Source organism: Alishewanella sp. HL-SH06, from assembly GCF_052656265.1.
Map to the genome: position 1 here is coordinate 1,704,287 of NZ_CP199752.1, position 15,940 is coordinate 1,720,226.

Consider the following 15,940-nt stretch of genomic DNA (forward strand, 5'->3'; position numbering starts at 1 on the left):
GTGGATTTTATGTTTAAAAAAATCGTGGTTTTACTGTTATTGCTGTTGCTTGCAGGCAGCTTTTTTTACTTCGACTTGCATCAACTGTTAACCTTTGCCGGTTTAAAGCAAGGGCTAACAGAATTTAGCCAGTGGTATCAAGCATCACCTTGGCTGGTCGCGGGTGGTTTTTTTCTATTTTATGTGCTGGTAACGGCGTTATCCTTACCGGGTGCATTAATTCTTACTGTGGCATCTGGCGCCTTATTCGGTTTATGGCAGGGCTTGTTATTGGTATCATTTGCCTCAAGCATCGGTGCCACCTTGGCTTTTTTAGTGGCGCGCTACATGCTGCGCAGCACCTTGCAACAAAAGTTCTCTACTCGGCTAAAAGCCATTGATCAAGGCATTGAACGCGATGGTGCTTTTTATCTGTTTACCTTGCGGTTAGTGCCTATTTTCCCGTTTTTTCTGATTAACATTTTAATGGGCTTAACGGCACTCAAAGCTGGCACTTTTTATTGGGTGAGCCAAGTAGGCATGTTAGCCGGTACCTTTGTTTATGTGAATGCGGGCACACAGATAGCACAGCTTGACAGCTTAGCCGGTATTTTATCGTTAAATATGCTGTTGTCTTTTGCACTATTAGGCTTGTTCCCTTGGTTGGCGAAAGGCTTAATTAAACTGATTAATCAGCGCCGCTTGTATGCGAAATGGCAAAAACCGAAGCAGTTTGATCGTAATCTGATCGTGATTGGTGCGGGTGCAGCGGGTTTAGTGAGCAGTTATATCGCCGCGGCCGTAAAAGCCAAAGTGACGTTAATTGAAGCGCATAAGATGGGGGGCGATTGCTTAAATTTTGGCTGTGTACCCAGTAAAGCGTTAATTAAAAGTGCCAAGGTCGCGCATACGCTGCGCCATGCCGAGCACTATGGCTTGGCCGCGACCGAGCCGTTGGCGGATGGTCAGGGTATGCTCGCGCCGTTTTCGTTTAAAAAAGTGATGGCGCGCATTGACCAAGTGATTGCTGATATTGCGCCACATGATAGCGTAGAGCGTTATACCAATTTAGGGGTTGAGGTGCTGCAAGGCTATGGCAAATTGCTCGATCCTTGGACCGTGCAAATCACCCTTGCTGATGGCCGTGTACAGCAACTTACCGCGCGAAGCATTATCATTGCCGCCGGTGCTCAGCCGTTTGTACCGCCTTTGCCCGGTTTAAAAGAGCTGGGGTATTTAACCAGCGATACCTTATGGCAGGCTTTAGCCGAACGTGAGCAGCCACCGGCTAAATTAGTCATCTTAGGGGGTGGGCCCATTGGCTGTGAGTTGGCGCAAAGTTTTGCCAGACTTGGCAGTAACGTGACGCAAGTCGAAATGACCGAGCGCGTGATGATCAAAGAAGATCGAGAGATCAGTGATTTTGCCCACAACGCCCTGACCAGTAGTGGCGTTAAACTATTAACGTCGCACAAAGCATTACGCTGTGAAATACAAAGCGAGCAAAAATGCTTAATCGTTGAACATCAAGGCCAAGAAATCGCATTGCCATTTGACGAGTTAATTTGTGCTGTAGGCCGAACTGCGCGCTTAGACGGTTATGGTTTGCAAGAGCTCGGGATTGAAACCGCGCGGACAGTCCAAACCAACGACTATTTAGAAACCTTATTACCGAATATTTTTGCCGCAGGCGATATTGTTGGGCCTTATCAATTTACCCATGTTGCGGCCCATCAAGCATGGTATGCGGCAGTCAATGCGCTGTTTGGTCAGTTTAAAAAATTCAAAGTTGATTATCGTGTGATCCCTTGGACGACCTTTATCGATCCGGAAGTGGCGAGAGTAGGCATTAACGAGCAAGAAGCCAAAGAGCAGGGCATCGCTTATGAAGTGACACGCTTTGATATTGGTGAGTTAGATCGCGCCATTACCGATGGGGCAGCACATGGCTTAGTGAAAGTGTTGACCAAGCCGGGTAAAGATCAGATCTTAGGCGTCACCATTATTGCCGAGCATGCCGGTGATTTAATGGCCGAATTTGTACTGGCCATGAAACACGGCTTAGGTTTAAACAAAATTCTGGGGACTATTCACAGTTATCCCACGTGGGCCGAAGCGAATAAATACGCCGCTGGCGAGTGGAAACGTGCCCATGCGCCTGCAACGATTTTAGCGCTGCTGCAAAAATACCATCACTGGCGCTTAAAAGGATAAGCGTATGCGTTTTGTAATACTTTTTTGGCTTCTGTGTTTTAGTTTACAAGTGCAAGCGCGCACCTTTGAGCATCAACCGCTGACTGAGTTGTTGCAGCAAACCGTTTCTACCTTGCCCGGCGGCCATGCCACCGCGGTAAATTACCGCTTGTTGCAACAACAGCAAGCGCAACTCGAGGCTTATTTAGCCTCGTTAAGCGCCGTAGATGCGGACATATTTAAACAATGGCCTGCAGCGGAGCGGTTAGCGTTTTTGCTCAATGCTTACAATGCGTGGACGCTGCAGCTGATTTTAACGGCGTATCCTAATGTCGACTCCATAAAAGACTTGGGCACGTTGTTTCAGTCGCCGTGGAAGAAACGGTTCATTCCGTTGTTAGGAAAAGATCGCTCCTTAGATGAGATTGAGCATGAATTGATCCGCGGCAGCGGTGATTTTAACGAGCCGCGTATTCATTTTGCCGTCAATTGTGCCAGTATCGGTTGTCCGGCGTTGCTTGAAGAAGCCTATAATGCGGCCACTTTAGAACAACAATTAGAGCAGCAAACGGTGCGTTTTCTGTCTGATCGCTCGCGCAATTTAGCCACTGACGGGCGCTTGCAGCTGTCGGCAATTTTTAAATGGTACAAAGAAGATTTTCAACAACCTTGGCGCGATAGCCGCAGCTTGGCGAGTTTTTTGTTGCGCTATGCTGATGCGTTACAACTGGATGAGCGCCAACAGCAGCAGTTAGCGGCAGGCAAGCTGCCGATTTCTTATCTGAATTATGATTGGCGGTTAAATGCAGTGGCGCAGTAACGTGGTTTGGCTTTGCCAACGCTTGTGGCAAAGTAGTGTGTTGTTATGCGCCAGTCTGTCTTTGGCCCACGCTAGCGTAACAGTAACGGCAAAAACGGACCTTGCGATTAAAAAAAGCACCTCAGCGCTTGCTAGCATGTCAGCGACTGCTGTTGCAGACAGTGCCGCCTGGCAGCAGATCATCGCACAAGGCCAAAATCAACCTGTGTACTGGCATGCTTGGGGCGGCGATCCGCAGGTCAATCAGTATATTCAGTGGGTCGGCCAAGAAGTGTCAGCGCGTTATGGTATTCGTCTTACTCACGTCAAGCTGGCCGATACAGGTGAAGCGGTTAGCCGTATCTTAGCCGAAAAAGCCGCCAACAATCATCGCAATGGCAGTGTTGATCTGATTTGGATTAACGGGGAAAATTTTGCCAGTTTACAACAGCGGCAGCTGTTAGAAGCGGATTGGGCTGAGCAGCTGCCCAACTTCACTTATGTGAATGCTGACGAAAACCCACAAATGCGTTTAGACTTTGGTTTGCCGACGTTAGGGATGGAGGCCCCTTGGGGGCAAGCGCAGCTGGTTTTTTATTACAATAGTCAGCATCTTGCTGCAGCGCCCCGCACGATGACAGCACTGCTTGAATTTAGTCAGCAACAGCCAGGGCGTTTTACTTACCCAAGGCCCCCTGATTTTTTAGGCGTAAGCTTTTTAAAGCAATTATTATTGGTGCTAAATCAGCAAGACCCACTACTGTATCAGCCGGTCACCCCAGCCAGTTTTGAACAAATGACCGCAGTGCTGTGGCCGTATTTAGCAAAATTACATCCCAACTTATGGCGGCAAGGTCAGCATTTTCCGAGCAGCGGCAATGAATTAATGCGTTTGATCAGTGATGAAGAATTACAACTAGCCTTCAGTTTTGCCCCGTCCAGTATTCCCGCAGCGGTACGCCGTTACGATCTGCCAACCAGTACCCGCAGCTATGTTATGCAGGATGGCAGTTTAGCCAATGTGCATTTTGTTGCTATTCCGTTTAATGCCGCGCACAGCGCCGCGGCTAAGCTGGTAGCGAACTTTTTATTGTCGCCAGAAGCACAGTGGCACAAGCAGCAATTAGCGGTGTGGGGCGATAGTACCGTACTCGATAGTCGATTGTTAAATTGGCCCAGTACAACACTAACCGAGCTAGCTGCTTTGCCGCTAGAAAGCGCGACCATAGCCTTAGCTGAGCCGCATCCTAGTTGGAGTAGGGCGCTTACCGCCGCTTGGTTAGCACGTTATGGGGTGCAAAGATGAAACTGGGCCAGTCACTTTATTACTGGGGCATCAGGGTGGCGCCTTGGTTGCTATTAGCCCTGTTGGTCCTGCCAGTGTTAGGCGGGTTAGTGGGCGTGTTATTACCCGCCTTCGGCTGGCTGCCCTCGTTGGGCTCTCAGCAGTTAAATTTACTGGCCTGGCAGCAGTTATGGCAACAACCGGGTTTAGCGCAGATGGTCACATTAAGTGTTATCAGCGGCGTATTCAGTAGCCTGTTGGCGTTGCTGGTATGCTTGTTATTACTGGGCTGTTTTTACGGCAGTCGAGGTATGATGCTGCTTCAGCGGATTTTTAGTCCGTTGTTAGCAATACCTCATGCTACGGCCGCGATTGCCATCGCTTTTTTGCTCACCCCATCGGGGTTTTTTAGTCGGTTATTTGCTTTGCTTACGGGCTGGCAAACACCGCCAGATTGGCTGTTACCCAACGATGCTGCCGGCGTCAGTATTATGTTGGCGCTCTTTTTAAAAGAATTACCGTTTTTAATGATTATGTCATTGGCTGCTTTAGCAAACAGTAAGGTGTTAACGCAGTTCCAGTTGGCGCAAAGCATGGGTTATCAACGTTTAACGGCCTTTTGCAAAGTGGTGTTACCGCAGCTTTACCCCAAATTACGTTTACCCATTTATGCGGTGTTAGCTTATGGATGTGCTAATGTGGAAATCGCGCAAATTGTGGGGCCATCAGGGCCACCGACGCTCGCCGTAGCGATTGTGCAGTGGTTTAATGACGTCGATTTACATCGCCGTTTCATGGCTTCGGCCGGTGCCGTATTGCAATTAGCTGTAGTGTTAAGTGTACTGCTCGCTTGGTGGTGTGCCGAGCGTTTATTGGCTTGGGGCTTAGGCCGCCTGTTAAGTAATGGCCGCAGAAGTTATGCCGATGCTTTTTGGCAACGTTTAAGCCGGCTAATTTTAGGCCTCGTTGGCCTGACGTTAGTATTGGCCATGGGGGGCTTAATACTCTGGTCGCTGGCGGGTTATTGGTCTTATCCCGATTTAGTCCCCGACGCCTTGCAACTAAGCCATTGGCTCACCGCGTTGCCTTTTATTCGTTTACCGCTGTTAAATGCCGTCGTGGTGGCATTTGCGGCCAGTGGTTTGGCATTGCTGTTAACACTGGCCACGTTGGAAGCTGAGCAGGTGCGGCAAAAACCGCTCTCTTGGTTGAGCCAAAGTATTATTTATTTACCGTTGTTAGTGCCGGCAATCGCCTTTTTATTTGGGGTTGTTTGGTTACAAGAGCAACTGGGCATTGCCCCAGGTATGGGCACAGTGATCGCCAGCCACAGCTTATTTGTATTACCTTATGTATTTCTGGCGTTAGCGGGCAATTATCGTTTGCTGGATCCGCGCTGGGCAAGTGTCGCAGCAAGTTTGGGTTTATCGCCTGGCGCCGTGTTTATTCGCGTTAAATTGCCCTTATTGTTTAAACCGATTTTATTGGCCTTGGCTTTGGGCTTAGCAGTCAGTTTTGGTCAATATTTACCCACACTGTTAACCGGTGCGGGAAGGGTTGCAACGCTAACCACCGAAGCCGTTGCTTTGGCCAATGGCGGTAGTCGCCGTTTGGTTGCGGTATATGCCTTATTACAAATGCTGTTACCTGCTTTGGCCTTCTTGCTAGCCTATTGGTGTAGCAAACTATTTTTTCAGCCTGGCACCAACACGCAAAGCAACGCCTCTGTTGCAGTAAAATGAGATAGGATTTATGAATAGCGGCACGCTTCAGATCAACGCTTTACAGTTAAGTCGTCAGCAGCAGCCTTTGCTGTCGCTTAGTATCGAGATCCCTGCTGGAGAAGTACTGACGGTTATGGGCCCGTCGGGCAGTGGTAAATCGAGTTTACTGAATTGGCTGAGCGGTTTATTGGCTCCGCAGTTTAGCGCGTCTGGTCAAATAGTGTTAGATGGTAGAGACATCACTCACTTGCCGCCGCATCAACGGCATATGGGGTTGTTATTACAAGATCCGTTATTGTTTCCTCATCTGAATGTGGCGGAGAATATCGCTTTTGCCATGCCTAAAGCCATTAAAGGTGCACAGCGCCAAGCGCAGATCTTAGCGGCGTTAGACTCGGTGGGGTTAGCTGACATGGCATTGCGCAATCCGGCGAGTCTTTCGGGTGGGCAACAAGCGCGGGTGGCTTTGCTGCGCGTGATGCTAGCGCAGCCTAAAGCGTTATTATTAGATGAGCCTTTTAGCAAACTCGACAGCCGTTTGCGCCAAGAAGTACGCGAGTTAGTGTTTAACTTTATTCTGCAAGCAGGGATCCCCGCGTTGTTAGTCACCCATGATCAAGCTGATGTACCAGCCGCAGGCCGGGTGATTAACTTAGCAGAAGCTGAGGTTACAACATGTTAGATGCGAGAATTAGCCCGTTATTAAAACCCTTACTAAAGCCAATGGTAAAGCAGTTAGATTATTGGAAGATTAGCCCTAATCAGCTAACCGTGATCGGTTTTTTGTTTGGGATCTTGGCTTTACCCTTATTGGCTTATCAGCACTATATTGCAGCGTTACTGTTTATACTAATTAACAGAGTTTTTGATGGCTTAGATGGTGCCTTGGCGCGCTGGCAAAACAGCAGTACCGCTTCCGGCGGCTTTTTAGATATTATTTTAGACTTTTTGTTTTATGCAGCCATTCCATTGGGCTTTGCATTGGCTGATCCAACCGCCAATTCTTTAGCTGCTGCGGTGTTGTTGGCCAGCTTTATTGGTACCGGCTCCAGTTTTTTAGCCTTTGCCATTCCAGCAGAGCGTTATCAATTAGAGCGGCCACAATTTGCAAATAAAAGTTTTTACTACTTACATGGTCTCACTGAAGGCACCGAAACCATTTTATTGTTTGTCGCTTTTTGTGTATGGCCGCAGCATTTTAGCTTACTGGCTTATTGCTTTGCTTTTGCCGCCGGTATCACCATCGTCACAAGAGTCATAGGCGGTTTTAAGACGCTAAGGCATTACGAGAAAGCGGAGTAAACAGCATGGCGCATGAAAATTATTATCGGCTAGGGGTATTTTTAGGCATGTTGTTGCTGATGATGCTGTGGGAAGCATTAGCACCGGCACGGCGTGATCCGGTAGGTCGTTCTTGGCGTTGGCGTACTAATTTGCTGCTAATGGTCTCTGGCACGCTGTTAATGCGTTTATTAGCGCCAATTAGCTTAGTGGCACTGGCGCAGGTCAATCAGCAGCAAAGTTTTGGCCTGTGGTATCTGTTCGCCATGCCGTATTGGCTAATGGTGTTGGTGAGCGTGCTTTTTTTAGATATGGCTATTTATTGGCAACACCGCTTGTTTCACCGTGTTCCATTACTTTGGCGCTTACACCAAGTGCATCATGCCGATCCGCACATTGATAGTACTAGTGGCTTGCGCTTTCATCCACTAGAAATTCTGCTCAGTTACTTTATTAAGTTGCTCTTGGTGTTTTTACTGGGCGTGCCGGCGCTTGCGGTGTTGCTATTTGAAATTATTTTAAATGCCAGCGCGATTTTTAATCACAGCAATATTCGTTTACCGGCGATGATTGAGCGGCCACTGCGTTGGTTCATCGTGACGCAACAAATGCATCGCATTCATCACAGTCAGCGCGTTGTAGAAACCAACAGTAATTACGGCTTTAATTTATCCGTTTGGGATCGTGTGTTTGGCAGTTATTGTGAAAAAGCACGGAAAAGCGATGCGAAATTAGATATTGGTTTGGTGCAATATCTGAAACCTGAGCAAAATACCGGTTTAGCTTTCCTACTCAGCTTACCGTTTCGCCTTGTTAAAGACACAACTCGAAACGATAAACCGGTTAAGAGATAATTTATTTACCCAGGGTAAATTTAGTGTCGGCATCTCGAAGCAGATACAAGGCTAAACAAGCGGCTAACATGGGCCACGCTGCAAAGAATAGCAGGTTATTAAAGCCGTCTAAGTATTGTGCATAACTTGAGAAAGTAGAACCACTGTGCATCAGTAAAATAATGCCGTAGGTAATGCGCTTCTTAAAACCGACCACAAATGCTAATACTAAGATCAGCTGCAATACGCCAAGAACGGTAAAAAAATCGGTACTTAAACCGGGCAAAGCATAAAATTTGCCAAACACCGCAGCGCTGTGTGCAGGGTTAACAAATTTGTCTAACGTCCACATTAGCATGACAATAAATACGCCTAAGCGCAGTGACAATAAAGACCATTGTAATCTTGGCTGCAAGGATCTGAGGTTTTGTTCTGACATCTTGGCTCCTAGTTTGATATCGTAAGTCGGCGAGAGAGTAAATGTTAATTTACTTGGTAACGCAGGCGAGGTACTATAAAGCAAGTTGAGCAAGTGTTCAAAATTATTTTTTACCTGTTTAAGACGAGGGCAAGATGGCCAATTCGATAAAATTTGACCGCGCCGAGGTGATCAGCAAAGCGCAACAATTGTTTTGGCAGCGCGGTTTTAATGGAACCTCGATGCGAGATCTGTTGGATGCGGTAAATTTACGACCAGGCAGCTTGTATGCCAGTTTTGGTGATAAAGAAAGCGTGTATCACGAAGCATTATTACATTATGCAGAAAAAGGGCAGCAGGCCTTTGCATCAGCACAGGCGCAACATCAGTCGGCGCTGGAAACGTTAAAACAGTTTGTCCGTTCGCAAGTGCTCGGTTCGCAGCATGAACCAAGCCAAGTGTGTATGTTAGTAAAAACAGTAGCCGAATTAAGCGCAGAAGGCTCGGCCTTAGCTGAATTGGCTAAAACGCTATTGCAAAATATTGAATTCGCTTTTAAAACATTACTTGAGCAGGCGGTTGCAGAGGGCGCTGCGCTTTCTGCGCCACCTGAACGTTTAAGCCGCACTTTACAGGCGCAAATTATTGGTCTTAAAACCTATGCTCAGCTCAAACCCGAGCCTGCTGTGTTAGAGGCTATGGTAGACGACATCTTAGCGGGTATTGAAAAACCACCAGCTGTAAATTAAACCGCTGCGTGTTGCTGTTTGCCCGAGTCTGCCGCCACAATTTGTTCGCCTGAAGATTATTTAGGCTATAGTTACGTTTGGCATGGTGCCAGTTAGGGGCACAATTTTTTAGCTCGCTGACGGGCTTTAGCACCTAAAACGAGTTATCTATTTGCCTATTATTAGTAACTCAGCCAAAAAACTGGCTGCAACGCCTTTGTCGATATGGTGTACTGATGTAAATACTTACGCTGCAAAGCAGCCACTTTTGACAACAGCAATAACGATGGCCGTGCAACGATGTTTTTCACAGATCATTAATTGGTTCAGTGTATTACCTGTTGCTAGTGACATAGCCGCTGAATAAGGGGTTTATCAATCACTGCCGTGAAGTATTAGGGCGGCATAGTTAAATTTATAAAATACAACAGTTTGCATGAACCTGGGCCGTGGCGGTTAACTGCTTAGCGTTTCATTTAAAAAGGACAAGTATAAGTTTAATCACATGGATAAAAAACGCGCGATGACATCTCCTGATACAACTTCAGATAATGCCGTGGCTTCAGTAACAGCATCGACAGCATTGGCAACAGACTCTTTACGTTTTGTTTTAGTGGATGATGAAGTGCAATTCATTGAAACCTTCGCCAAGTTACTGCATCATCAAGGTCACGTAGTTCATGTTTTTCACAGTGGTTCTGCTGCTTTGAAGTTTCTAGCCAAGCAGTCGCATATGATAGATGTATTGGTTACCGACTATACGATGCCTTGTATGGATGGGCTCAGTTTAACTCAGCGCATCCGTTCCCTTGGAGTAAAGGCGTTGATAGCCGTTATGACGGCTTTTGCGCAAGAGGATGATGAAGCCAAGTTCTTGCAAGCAGGCGCTGATGTTGTTCTGATTAAACCCATTAAAGTCGCGCAATTTTTAGCCAAGGTCGCTGAGCGCAGGCAATTGGGTAATTAAAGCCTCAATTTGCTGATGCAGCGTTTCTTCTTGTTTTAACTGAATAGGCTGTATATGGACAAGCTTGAAACAGTAACCTTATCAAATTGCGAACAAGAACCTATTCATATTCCTGACGCGATCCAACCTTTTGCTTGGTTATTTATCTTAGACGAGGCACATTTCATCCAAGTCGTATCTGACAATTTTTTAAAGCAGATGCGATTGGATACCGCGCAAGTACTCGGACAACCCTTTTCTGCCTTAGCCTGTTTTAAGTTGGTTAATTTAGCCGCATTACCCGCATTAAATCAAATACTCAGTATTGATCAGCAAGCCTATCATATACGCAGTCATGCCTTAACCGATAAACCCCACTGGCAAGCGGTAGAAATAGAAGCGGTTGTTGCAACCTCGGGCAGTAGCCAAGATGCCCAAAGCCAAGCACAACATATTATTGCTCAGCTATTACCTTGTAAAAGCAGTTCTGATTTATTTAATACTTTGTTGGTGATGCTGCGTGATTATATTGGTTTTGATCGCTGCATGGTTTATCAGTTTGATGAACAATGGAATGGCTCTGTTGTTGCCGAAGCCAAAAGCCCGGAGCTGGACTCTTTTTTAGGCTTACATTTCCCCGCATCAGATATTCCAATTCAAGCGCGAGTCCTTTATCAAAAAAAGTTAACGCGGTTAATTGCCGATGTAAACTATACCCCAGTACCCCTGTTGCTGGCGCCAACTGTTGATTTTGCCATTGATATGACAGACATTGATGCTCGGGCGATCTCAGCGAGGCATATCCAATATTTACAAAATATGGGTGTACAAGCCACTTTAGTGATCTCACTCATTGTAAATGGCAAGCTTTGGGGCTTAGTGGCGTGTCATCATTATAGTGGTGCGCATTATTTGAACCATGAGACACGGTTGTCCTGCGAAACCATTGCCTTAATGAGTGCGTTGTTTATTGAACGCATAGAAGCCAAAGTGCTGTTTAATAAAAACCGCACCTTGCGCCGAGCATTAACCATCGGGGATATTCAAAAATTTATCGATAACCCTAAGGCCCATCAGCACATTTCTAGCAAGATTTTAGCGTTAACACGGGCGGATGGGGGAGCTTGGTTTGATGGTACTCAGCTAAGAGGTTTTGGCAGCAGTTTAACCACAGAGGCGTTTTTAGCATTACAAGCCACATTACAATCTAACCCTGATACTGTGATCTTTATTGATTCACTGAACGCTCTATTGTCGCCAGAGCAGCGGCAAACCGATGTCGCTGGGGTGTGTGTTATCCGATTAATCGCTGAAGATCCCCGTGTTGAACAAGCACCTTGTTTGCTGTTATGTCGTAAAGAAGCCATCACGCAGATTAATTGGGCGGGTAATCCCTACGAGAAAACCCTCGCTGATGCGCAGCAACAGCCCCATTTATCGCCAAGACGCTCTTTCTCCGTGTGGACAGAAGAGATGAAAGATCGCTGTGAAGATTGGTCTTGGCTTGATAAGTCGTTGATTGAAGAGCTGCAAGTATTGCTGCTAGAAGCGCACTTATTACAAATCAAACTGCAACGTCATCATGAGTTAAAAGTGATTGCCGATGGCAGTGATATTGGCGTTTGGAGCTTAGATACCGAGTCTGGTACCTTGTATTGGAGCGATCGGATGTTCGAGATTTATGGTGTCGATGCCGAGCATTTTGATGGTCAGTACCAGAGTTGGAGTGCCTGTATTGTTGAAAGCGACATAGAAAATACGCGACTCGCGTTTGAGCGTGCGATACACCAGCAACAAACCTTTCAACATTCCTTTCGGATTAATCATCCGCACAAAGGCATTCGTACTATTCGGGCGCATGCTGATATGTTGTTAGCAGAGAATGGTTTAGTAAGAAAAGTGATTGGTACTAATGTTGATATCACTGAAGAAATTGCTAAAAATAAGGCTATTCAGCTGTCATTAGATGCCTCAACCAAGCAAGCCCGCTTGGTGTCGTTAGGGGAGCTTGCCGCAACTATCGGCCATGAAATTAATAACCCGTTAGCGATTATTTTATCCAGTTTAGAATTACAACAAATTGCATTTGAAGAGACCCCCCCTGCCATAGCGGATGCTATGGAAACCAATAAGCGAGCCATGACCGCTGCCGAACGTATCATGAAAATCGTCTCAGGATTAAATAGCTTATCGCGAAACTCGCCGCTAGAAAATAAACAGGCGCAATGCGATTTACCTGCGGTGGTGCAAGAGGTGGCAGAAATGATGGATCAATTACTACATAAAAACGGCGTGGTGATCCAAGCCACGATTACGGCGACGGAGCACTGCGCCGCCATCGATACCACAGCCATCCAACAAGTGCTGATTAACCTGATTAACAATGCCAAAGATGCGATGGCGGGATATGCCGAAAAACTCATCCGTTTAACGCATTGGCATGATGAGCATTATGCCTACGTTGCGGTGCAGGATCATGGTACCGGTATTACTGATGAAACGAAGGCCCGTTTGTTCACGCCATTTTTCACTACGAAAAAACGCGGTGAAGGCACCGGTTTAGGGCTTTCAATTGTACGCTCATTATTAGTTGAAGTGAAAGGCGACATTTTGCTTGAGACAAGCTTAGGGCAGGGTACCACCTTTACGGTAAAAATTCCGCTGTGTGGTCAATAACGGCTGCGGTTATCGGGTACCGCTCGTTATATCGCATGTATTAGGGTTAAATGTATCCAGCGCTTTGACCGATCAAGCGAGTTTTCATGTCTGTTTAATGTGTTAAGCTTTGAGCATTAATCAGGGGTTAATAAGCGATTAGCTTTACTCTCAGAGTTAATATGCATCATAACATCGGCTTTGTGATACAGCTGCTGTAAAGTCATGGGTTTTGCAGCATTTGAGATAGCCGAGCCATAAGAAAATGCAATGGCAGGTAATTTAGCCGAGTTATGTTTTTTAAAACCAATGGTATCGCGTAGCCTTTGAATAAGCTGTTCTACATCGATGTCATGATTACTGATCATGACCACGATAAACTCGTCCAAGCCTAAACGGGCAATTAAATCTGACTCACGAAAAGTCGATTTTAAATCGTTAGCGAACTCTTGCAGTACTTCTTCACCCGTGAGGCGACCGTATTGCTGATTAATGTCGTTAAAGCCATTTAAATCAAAATATAGCATTAAATAAGTTAAGCCTTCTTTACGGCACAACTCGTTTAGCAGCATCGCCCGTTTCTCAAAAGATTTGCGATCCATCAACCCAGTGATCGGATCCGCATGCGAGTTTGCTGATTCTTGCAACTCAATAGTGACTAATTCAGCTAAGCTTTTTAGCAGTGCGCTGTCTTTTGCGGAGAATTCTCTCGGTTTATTGTCGATAATGCAAAGTGTGCCTAAGGATTCTCCTTCAGATACCGTAACCGGGTAACCGGCGTAGAAACGAATATGGGGAGAGCCTGTGACTAAGATATTGCCCTTAAAGCGTTCGTCTTGTTGCGCATCTGGCACAATAAAAGTATGTTGCTCACGGATGGTATGATCACAAAAGGCCACTGAGCGAGGCGTTTCTTTTAAATCAGTACCTTTGCGAGATTTAAACCATTGTCTGTTTGTATCGATCAACGAAAATACACTGACCGGCACGTTAAATAAACGGGCTGCGAGACGGGTGATCCGATCGAAGCGCTCTTCTTCGGGCGAATCCAGTAATTCATAGGCTTTTAAAATGGCGATCCGCTTCTCTTCCGAGGCCTGAGTATTGTGTTCAATCCATGCTGTCACTTGGTCTGCCGCCATGGGCCTGGCAATAAAGTAGCCTTGGGCATTATCGGCATTCATTCTTTTTAGCAATGCCAGTGTAGCCTCATCTTCAATGCCTTCGGCGGTAACTTTTAAACCTAAGCGGTGCGCCAGTTCAATGGTGGCATTGATGACTATTTTTGATTCTTCCGCATCTAAAGCGGTCATGGTAAAAGATCGGTCAATTTTTAATTCGGAAAAGGGCAAACGCACTAATTGCAGCATTGACGAAAACCCGGTACCAAAGTCATCAATAGATAACCTGAACCCTTTTAAACGTAGCCGAGTGAGAAGATCCATCGATAATATAGGATCTTCCATTGCCGCTGTTTCAGTCAGTTCTAAGATCACATGGCTCGGGCTAATATTGAGTTCCGCGCACAGGTTGGCTAATTCCGACACCATGTGGTTTTGTTGTAATGAGCAAGCAGAGATATTTAGAGACAGCGTGAGTTTGTTTTTGTGTTCTTTGCTCAGCAACGTGCAATGCTGCATCAGTTCGCTGAACCAGGTAAGCGCTTGTTTAAAGATGAGTAAGGTTAAAGCGTCAATTAGGTTGTGGTTTTCTGCTATCTTGATAAATACATCAGGGCTAATAAAGCCCAGTTCATCATCTTGCCAACGCGCCAATACCTCAAAGCCTTTAATTTGATGGGTTCGGCATTTGATAATGGGTTGCACAGCAAAGGTGATAATGTTGTGCTCAATGGCATGCATTAATTTATTTTTTATAGCGTTAACATCGTAGGCCTGTTGCTGCTGCAATACGTTTTTTAACGCATGTTTATTATCGTTGTGCAGCGGCTCGTGCAGCACATCGCGTATTTGTTTAACATAAAAAGGCTTGGGTAAAATACCGATAATATTTAACCCTCGCGCCTTGGCTGAACGAGCTGCCGCTTCGATTATGCGTTCACTGACACCACTACAGATAACAATTTTACTTTGATTGCCCTTATCGGCTAACGCATTCAGAATTTGTACGCCATCCATCGTCGGCATATTCAAATCTATTATAATGTTATTAGGAGGCCAGTTATCTAACAGGTTTTGGAAAGTCAGGTAATCCGTGGTATATCGAACAGTAAAACCGTCTTTTTTAGCCACATCGGCTATGGTTTTGCAGATTAATTCGTCATCGTCGAGAATCAATAATCTTTTTTCAATCCGCATAACGGCCTTTTATTTTAATCAGATTTAAAGAATGCAATGAGAGTATGTATTCAGAAGTGATTGAAAACCATCCAATATTTAGCATAATGCCGAAAATAGCCAGTAATTCTTTGACAGTATAGCCTGTATTCGCGCTAAATGTCGGTATTAGTTTTGCTGTTAAAGTTATTGTTAAAAACAACGATCGCGAATGTGCGTGCCTAAGTAAATCGTGACATCAATCAATTTTTTATGAGCTTTTGCAGCACGAAGCAGTGAAAAAGTAAGCGGCCACCGAAGCTCAGCGACAGGTGGCCATAAAGTGGCTATTTCTAAGCTAAACTATGCACTACAATCGTGCTGTGGGTTAAATTGTCATGCAATGGGCAACGTTGACAGATTTCATCTAAAAACTGTTGTTTTTGTTCATCGGTTAAATCGGCATCGATCACGGCACTGATGCGGATCTCCGTAAAACCCACTCGAACATCAGTGGTTTTGCCAAGCAAGCCGGCAGGATTGTAATCACCATCCACTTTTACTTGCATGCTGCGCAAGATGATTTTTTGTTGAAAGGCCGCGATCCGACCAATGGTGCCGATACAGGCGCCCACGGTAAATAACAACATTTGCAACGGCGTAGGGCCCAAGCCAGTACCTTTAGCGGCAACCGGTTGGTCGATAACAACCGTGTGCCCATCCATGACACCGCTAATGGCAAAGCCCGCATCCATGTTGGCATTAACAGAAACCGTTTTAAGTTCACTCATTGGTATTGCCCTTAAATTAGTATTTTATTAGA

General features: G+C 45.9%; 13 protein-coding genes. 10 read left to right on the forward strand and 3 right to left on the reverse strand.

The features are described from left to right. Positions 1 to 9 precede the first annotated feature (9 nt). The 7 genes from ACUJFK_RS07860 to ACUJFK_RS07890 are packed head-to-tail and all read left to right on the forward strand — an operon-like array spanning position 10 to position 8,115. The gene (locus tag ACUJFK_RS07860) at positions 10 to 2,193 is read left to right on the forward strand and encodes an FAD-dependent oxidoreductase (RefSeq protein ID WP_445426583.1); all 2,184 of its coding nucleotides are present in this window, start codon (positions 10 to 12) and stop codon (positions 2,191 to 2,193) included. A gap of 4 nt (positions 2,194 to 2,197) precedes the next feature. Continuing rightward, on the forward strand, positions 2,198 to 2,992 hold the full coding sequence (locus tag ACUJFK_RS07865; protein WP_445426584.1) for a DUF547 domain-containing protein: 795 nt from the start codon (positions 2,198 to 2,200) through the stop codon (positions 2,990 to 2,992). After that, entirely contained in the window at positions 2,976 to 4,277 is a 1,302-nt protein-coding gene (locus ACUJFK_RS07870) for an ABC transporter substrate-binding protein (protein WP_445426585.1), read from the forward strand. Before ACUJFK_RS07865 ends, ACUJFK_RS07870 begins: the two co-directional genes overlap by 17 nt. Further along, positions 4,274 to 5,998, forward strand: coding sequence for an ABC transporter permease (locus tag ACUJFK_RS07875; protein ID WP_445426586.1), 1,725 nt, complete (start codon positions 4,274 to 4,276; stop codon positions 5,996 to 5,998). The genes ACUJFK_RS07870 and ACUJFK_RS07875 overlap by 4 nt, the downstream gene beginning before the upstream one ends. Before the next feature lie 10 nt (positions 5,999 to 6,008). After that, entirely contained in the window at positions 6,009 to 6,662 is a 654-nt protein-coding gene (locus ACUJFK_RS07880) for an ATP-binding cassette domain-containing protein (RefSeq protein WP_445426587.1), read from the forward strand. Then, the gene (locus tag ACUJFK_RS07885) at positions 6,656 to 7,282 is read left to right on the forward strand and encodes a CDP-alcohol phosphatidyltransferase family protein (RefSeq protein ID WP_445426588.1); all 627 of its coding nucleotides are present in this window, start codon (positions 6,656 to 6,658) and stop codon (positions 7,280 to 7,282) included. Before ACUJFK_RS07880 ends, ACUJFK_RS07885 begins: the two co-directional genes overlap by 7 nt. Before the next feature lie 5 nt (positions 7,283 to 7,287). Continuing rightward, complete coding sequence (locus ACUJFK_RS07890) at positions 7,288 to 8,115, forward strand: sterol desaturase family protein (RefSeq protein ID WP_445426589.1); 828 nt, start codon at positions 7,288 to 7,290, stop codon at positions 8,113 to 8,115. A gap of 1 nt (position 8,116) precedes the next feature. On the opposite strand, the gene ACUJFK_RS07895 is transcribed toward ACUJFK_RS07890, so the two are convergent. Beyond that, positions 8,117 to 8,533, reverse strand: coding sequence for a hypothetical protein (locus tag ACUJFK_RS07895; RefSeq protein WP_445426590.1), 417 nt, complete (start codon positions 8,531 to 8,533; stop codon positions 8,117 to 8,119). A gap of 134 nt (positions 8,534 to 8,667) precedes the next feature. Between ACUJFK_RS07895 and ACUJFK_RS07900 the strand changes: the two genes are divergently transcribed. The 3 genes from ACUJFK_RS07900 (at position 8,668) to ACUJFK_RS07910 (ending at position 12,862) form a co-directional block, all read left to right on the forward strand. Further along, entirely contained in the window at positions 8,668 to 9,261 is a 594-nt protein-coding gene (locus ACUJFK_RS07900) for a TetR/AcrR family transcriptional regulator (RefSeq protein WP_445426591.1), read from the forward strand. A 484-nt stretch (positions 9,262 to 9,745) separates the two neighbouring features. Further along, the gene (locus tag ACUJFK_RS07905; protein ID WP_445426592.1) at positions 9,746 to 10,207 is read left to right on the forward strand and encodes a response regulator; all 462 of its coding nucleotides are present in this window, start codon (positions 9,746 to 9,748) and stop codon (positions 10,205 to 10,207) included. Positions 10,208 to 10,261: 54 nt separating this feature from the next. Further along, complete coding sequence (locus ACUJFK_RS07910; RefSeq protein ID WP_445426593.1) at positions 10,262 to 12,862, forward strand: ATP-binding protein; 2,601 nt, start codon at positions 10,262 to 10,264, stop codon at positions 12,860 to 12,862. 116 nt (positions 12,863 to 12,978) lie between these two features. On the opposite strand, the gene ACUJFK_RS07915 is transcribed toward ACUJFK_RS07910, so the two are convergent. Continuing rightward, the gene (locus ACUJFK_RS07915; RefSeq protein WP_445426594.1) at positions 12,979 to 15,159 is read right to left on the reverse strand and encodes an EAL domain-containing protein; all 2,181 of its coding nucleotides are present in this window, start codon (positions 15,157 to 15,159) and stop codon (positions 12,979 to 12,981) included. Between the two features lie 311 nt (positions 15,160 to 15,470). After that, a complete protein-coding gene (locus tag ACUJFK_RS07920) occupies positions 15,471 to 15,908 on the reverse strand; it encodes an OsmC family protein (protein ID WP_445426595.1) in 438 nt (145 codons plus the stop codon). Positions 15,909 to 15,940: the final 32 nt, after the last annotated feature.

What these genes read in the sequence shown, in the direction of transcription:
- ACUJFK_RS07875 (WP_445426586.1), top strand. Translation starts at nt 4,274, where the DNA reads ATGAAACTGGGCCAGTCACTTTATTACTGGGGCATCAGGGTGGCGCCT.
- ACUJFK_RS07870 (WP_445426585.1), top strand. Translation starts at nt 2,976, where the DNA reads ATGCAGTGGCGCAGTAACGTGGTTTGGCTTTGCCAACGCTTGTGGCAA.
- ACUJFK_RS07865 (WP_445426584.1), top strand. Translation starts at nt 2,198, where the DNA reads ATGCGTTTTGTAATACTTTTTTGGCTTCTGTGTTTTAGTTTACAAGTG.
- ACUJFK_RS07915 (WP_445426594.1), bottom strand. Translation starts at nt 15,159, where the DNA reads ATGCGGATTGAAAAAAGATTATTGATTCTCGACGATGACGAATTAATC.
- ACUJFK_RS07885 (WP_445426588.1), top strand. Translation starts at nt 6,656, where the DNA reads ATGTTAGATGCGAGAATTAGCCCGTTATTAAAACCCTTACTAAAGCCA.
- ACUJFK_RS07910 (WP_445426593.1), top strand. Translation starts at nt 10,262, where the DNA reads ATGGACAAGCTTGAAACAGTAACCTTATCAAATTGCGAACAAGAACCT.
- ACUJFK_RS07895 (WP_445426590.1), bottom strand. Translation starts at nt 8,533, where the DNA reads ATGTCAGAACAAAACCTCAGATCCTTGCAGCCAAGATTACAATGGTCT.
- ACUJFK_RS07920 (WP_445426595.1), bottom strand. Translation starts at nt 15,908, where the DNA reads ATGAGTGAACTTAAAACGGTTTCTGTTAATGCCAACATGGATGCGGGC.
- ACUJFK_RS07900 (WP_445426591.1), top strand. Translation starts at nt 8,668, where the DNA reads ATGGCCAATTCGATAAAATTTGACCGCGCCGAGGTGATCAGCAAAGCG.
- ACUJFK_RS07905 (WP_445426592.1), top strand. Translation starts at nt 9,746, where the DNA reads ATGGATAAAAAACGCGCGATGACATCTCCTGATACAACTTCAGATAAT.
- ACUJFK_RS07860 (WP_445426583.1), top strand. Translation starts at nt 10, where the DNA reads ATGTTTAAAAAAATCGTGGTTTTACTGTTATTGCTGTTGCTTGCAGGC.
- ACUJFK_RS07890 (WP_445426589.1), top strand. Translation starts at nt 7,288, where the DNA reads ATGGCGCATGAAAATTATTATCGGCTAGGGGTATTTTTAGGCATGTTG.
- ACUJFK_RS07880 (WP_445426587.1), top strand. Translation starts at nt 6,009, where the DNA reads ATGAATAGCGGCACGCTTCAGATCAACGCTTTACAGTTAAGTCGTCAG.